We start from the raw sequence: 3,733 nt of genomic DNA, 5'->3' as shown, positions 1-3,733 counted from the left end.
GCGCAGGAGCATGTGACGTGGTGCACGTACGGACGCAGCCGTTTCGTCGCCGCATACGAACGCGGCCCGCTGTTCGCCACGCAGTTCCATCCGGAGAAATCCGCAGAAGCCGGAGCCCAGCTGCTGCGCAACTGGGTCGCGACGTTCTGACCGCATGATGGCGGACGCCGCAATCCGCAAAACAAACCGTAGAATCGCAAGAATCGTCGGACGGCCGAAAAACCGTCCGGTATATGGAACGAAAGGTAAGACATGTCTTTGACGCTGCTTCCCGCCGTCGATGTCCGTGATGGCAAGGCCGTGCGCCTGCGTCAGGGCGAATCCGGCTCCGAAACCGATTATGGTTCCCCGCTGGAGGCCGCCCGCACGTGGATGGAATCGGGTGCCGAATGGATTCACCTGGTCGATCTCGACGCCGCGTTCGGCACTGGGAACAACCGTGACCAGCTGCGCGCCATCGTTAAGGAGCTGGGCGACAAGGTCAACATCGAGATGTCCGGCGGCGTACGCGATGATGCGTCGCTTGATGCGGCTTTGGAAGCCGGCGCGGCGCGTGTGAACATCGGCACCGCGGCCTTGGAGAATCCCGACTGGACCGCCTCCGTCATCAAGAAGTATGGCGACCGTGTGGCCGTTGGTCTCGACGTGCGCGGACACACCCTTGCCGCTCGTGGCTGGGTGAAGGAAGGCGGCGACCTGTTCGAGACCATGAAGTTCCTTGATTCCGTCGGTTGCTCCCGTTACGTGGTCACCGATGTGGCCCGCGACGGCATGATGAGCGGCCCGAACATCGAGCTGCTGCGCGAAGTGGCCTCCCGTACCGATGCGAAGGTCACCGCGTCCGGCGGCATCTCCAAGCTCGATGATCTGCGGAACATCAAGGAGCTCGCCGAGTTGGGCGTGGACTCCGCGATTCTCGGCAAGTCGCTGTACGCGCGCGCCTTCACGCTGGAGGAAGCGCTCGAAGTCGCACTCTGAGAGCATTTGGCGCGTTTCAATAGTCGCAAATGTGTCACGACTCGATTTTTAGATCGAAATTTCGAATTGTGACACAGTCGACCCCATATCAATACCCCCAACTCTCAAAATCCATGCGAAAACGGCGTGGAGAGGAAGGTAAGGGGGTATTTCTATATCGGTTGATGTGTCACGATTCGAAATTTCGCCTTGAAAACGGAATCGTGCGACACGACGCGTGTTAACGATGTTCGTAACATGCGCATGGAACGATTGGGCACTATGGATAAACAGCAAGAGTTTGCTTTGCGCACGGTCGAGGAACGCGACGTGCGTTTCATTCGTCTATGGTTCACGGATGTGTTGGGAACGCTGAAGTCCGTGGCCATCGCTCCGGCGGAATTGGAAGCGGCATTCGAGGAAGGTCTCGGATTCGACGGTTCCGCGGTGGAAGGCCTTACCCGTGTGTCCGAAGACGACATGATCGTCAAACCCGATCCGTCGACGTTCCAGATTCTTCCCTGGAGAGGTGGTCCTCAGGGCACCGCGCGCATGTTCTGCGACGTGCTCACGCCTGATGGTGAGCCGTCCTTGGGTGACCCGCGCCACGTGCTCAAGCAAGCGCTGGCCAAGGCCAAGGAGAAGGGTTTCACCTTCTACGTGCATCCGGAGATTGAATTCTATCTGTTTGAAAAGCAGGATGACTGGGCGCAGACTCCGAAGCCAATCGATGAGGGCGGCTACTTCGACCATGTGCCGCGCAGCCCCGGCATGGACTTCCGCCGCGCCACCGTCAACATGCTCGAGCAGATGGGCATCTCGGTGGAGTACTCGCACCACGAGGCGGGGCCAGGCCAGAACGAGATCGATCTGCGATATGCGGACGCGCTCACCACGGCCGACAACATCATGACCTTCCGCACCGTCGTCAAGGAGATTTCGCTGGAGCGAGGCATTCATGCCAGCTTCATGCCGAAGCCTCTCGCCGACGCTCCGGGCTCCGGCATGCACACGCACTTGAGCCTGTTCGAAGGTGACGCCAACGCGTTCTACGAGGCCGGGCAGGAATTCAACATGTCCGTCACCGCACGACAGTTCGCGGCCGGCATCCTGCACCATGCGGCTGAGATTTGCGCTGTCACCGACCAGTACGTCAACTCCTACAAGCGTCTGTGGGGCGGTGCCGAAGCGCCGAGCTACATCTGCTGGGGCCACAACAATCGCTCCGCGTTGCTGCGCATCCCGCAGTACAAGCCCGGCAAAGGCAATTCCGCACGTATGGAATTTCGCGCACTCGACCCGGTCGCCAATCCGTACCTCGCGTATTCCGTGCTGCTCGCAGCCGGTCTCGACGGCATCGACAAGCAAATGCAGCTGGGCGAGCCCACCAGCGACGACGTGTGGGAGCTCACCGACGCCGAGCGTCAGGCCATGGGCATCCAGCCGTTGCCGGAATCGCTTGATGAGGCGCTGAAGATCATGGAGAAATCCGATTTCGTCGCGAGCGTCCTCGGCGAGCACGCGTTCGAATACTTCCTGCGCAACAAGCGTCAGGAGTGGAACGAGTATCGTCGACAGGTCACGCCGTTCGAACTGAAGAAGTATCTGCCGAAGCTGTGATCGCGCGATGGATCACGAGGGACCGTTGTCCGGGGCATCCGGATGACGGCCCCTCGTTCACTTTCGGGGATGTCTCAGCCGCGTGGGTTGCCGAACATCGAATTGTAGATGATTACGAAATTGCGGTTGCCATAAGTCGAACACTCGTCGCCTTCGCCGGCGCCGGCCTTCAGCGCGGCCTCATTCGGCTGGTAGGGCGTGTAGATGTACAGCAGCGCGGTCGCCTTGTTCTCGATATAGACGTCGCTGCCGCCGCAACCCGCGTTCGGATTGTACCGTACGTAGTTGAGCGCGCCGGCGTGGTAGGCGTATTGCGATTCATGACGCACGTAGTACTGGTATCGCTTCGCCGCACCGTACACCTGGTTGAAGAATCCGGCGTATTTCGTATCGCAGTTCGCGTCATCCGGACAGCTCAGGCCCATCGCCGATTTGAATTGGAAATCGCTTGGATCTGTGGAGGTGAGCAGGTGCTGCTCCTTCTGCAGCACGGTAAGCAGCACTTTCTGGCTGATGCCGCACGCGTTGCCCGCCTTGTAGATGATCGCGGCGGCGCTTTCGTTCTCCTTGCCCTCGTAGGTCCGGCAGTATTCGTCCGCCGCCTGCGATTGCGTGGTGAACGTCATGGTCTTCAGGCACTTGTCGCCGGTGCACGCCGCGCCCTGCTGGTCGAGGATGGTCTGCACCTGCCGCTCGCTCAGTGCGTTGCCGTTGAAGAACGCGCCGTCGGATATGATGTTTCCCGGATTGAAATCGTACAGCGATTGCATCTCGCTCTGTGCCGCTTTCGCTTCGCTGATCTGCACGCGCCAGCCGACGAAGCGGATCAGGCCGGCGATGATGGCTATCGCCGCGACCGTCGCCACCAGTGTCGTGGCGATCATGCCGATGCGTTGTTTGAGACTCGCCTTGTTCCATGTTTTACGCAGTTTTCGGCGAAGATTCTTTGGAATAAGGGATTTGCGATTGCCTGTCTTACGATTGCTGTTTTTGCGGTTGCTGGACTGGTTTCCGCCGGTTTTGCCTCCGCTGTTTCCGCTCCGATTGGTTTTGCGTGTCATCTTGCGTGTCATCGGTACCGTATTGTATCGCGCGCGGTTTATCCTTTCCTGAAGAAAGTAAATCGTCAATCGATTGACGTAAGCGATGCCGTGCG

3 protein-coding genes and 1 pseudogene are annotated in these 3,733 nt (G+C 59.4%); 3 read left to right on the top strand and 1 reads right to left on the bottom strand.

The features are described from left to right. The 3 genes and pseudogenes from ACR0P8_RS08970 to glnA all read left to right on the top strand — a co-directional run. Window positions 1-150: pseudogene (locus ACR0P8_RS08970) on the top strand (imidazole glycerol phosphate synthase subunit HisH); the annotation flags it as partial. Between the two features lie 102 nt (window positions 151-252). Beyond that, window positions 253-978 (top strand): bifunctional 1-(5-phosphoribosyl)-5-((5-phosphoribosylamino)methylideneamino)imidazole-4-carboxamide isomerase/phosphoribosylanthranilate isomerase PriA, encoded by a 726-nt coding sequence (priA, locus tag ACR0P8_RS08965; protein WP_432624737.1) that lies wholly within the window; start codon window positions 253-255, stop codon window positions 976-978. Between the two features lie 261 nt (window positions 979-1,239). Further along, window positions 1,240-2,577 (top strand): type I glutamate--ammonia ligase, encoded by a 1,338-nt coding sequence (gene glnA / locus ACR0P8_RS08960; RefSeq protein ID WP_026646220.1) that lies wholly within the window; start codon window positions 1,240-1,242, stop codon window positions 2,575-2,577. Window positions 2,578-2,651: 74 nt separating this feature from the next. Here glnA and ACR0P8_RS08955 read toward each other — a convergent pair whose 3' ends face one another. Then, on the bottom strand, window positions 2,652-3,638 hold the full coding sequence (locus tag ACR0P8_RS08955; RefSeq protein ID WP_432624738.1) for a hemagglutinin: 987 nt from the start codon (window positions 3,636-3,638) through the stop codon (window positions 2,652-2,654). Between the last annotated feature and the right edge of the window lie 95 nt (window positions 3,639-3,733).

This window comes from Bifidobacterium sp. (assembly GCF_050874245.1).
Classification (GTDB): domain Bacteria; phylum Actinomycetota; class Actinomycetes; order Actinomycetales; family Bifidobacteriaceae; genus Bifidobacterium.
Note: the sequence above shows the minus strand (reverse complement) of the source record. Positions and strands in the feature narration are given on the sequence as shown.

Excerpts from the sequence above, each read along its gene's own strand:
- priA (WP_432624737.1), top strand. The coding sequence starts at position 253 with ATGTCTTTGACGCTGCTTCCCGCCGTCGATGTCCGTGATGGCAAGGCC.
- glnA (WP_026646220.1), top strand. The coding sequence starts at position 1,240 with ATGGATAAACAGCAAGAGTTTGCTTTGCGCACGGTCGAGGAACGCGAC.
- ACR0P8_RS08955 (WP_432624738.1), bottom strand. The coding sequence starts at position 3,638 with ATGACACGCAAAACCAATCGGAGCGGAAACAGCGGAGGCAAAACCGGC.